The organism is Caballeronia sp. M23-90, from assembly GCF_053574605.1.
Map to the genome: position 1 here is coordinate 1 of NZ_JBSIPA010001080.1, position 252 is coordinate 252.

1 pseudogene is annotated in these 252 nt (G+C 62.3%); it reads left to right on the forward strand.

From position 1 onward, the window contains the following. Positions 1-252, forward strand: a pseudogene (locus ACRXB1_RS37895) (hypothetical protein); the annotation flags it as partial.

Below are 252 nucleotides of genomic sequence, written 5' to 3' on the forward strand. Positions count from 1 at the left end.
CTGAGTACTATGGAGTTGATGGCTCGGCCGACGATGGCGAGTGTGAAGAACGCATCGCGATGCATCGGCCGCCTATGGTGGGCTATGCGAGCCGTACGGGGACCAGACGGAACCTGGCTGCTTTGCGCGATGCCGGGTGGCGCCTTCTCGTTTCCGCCAAAGGCGAGCTTCGCACCGAGGGCATGCGTTACGCCCTGGACAATGGCGCCTGGTCGGCGTTCGTTCAGCAGCAACCATTTGATGAGGACGCGT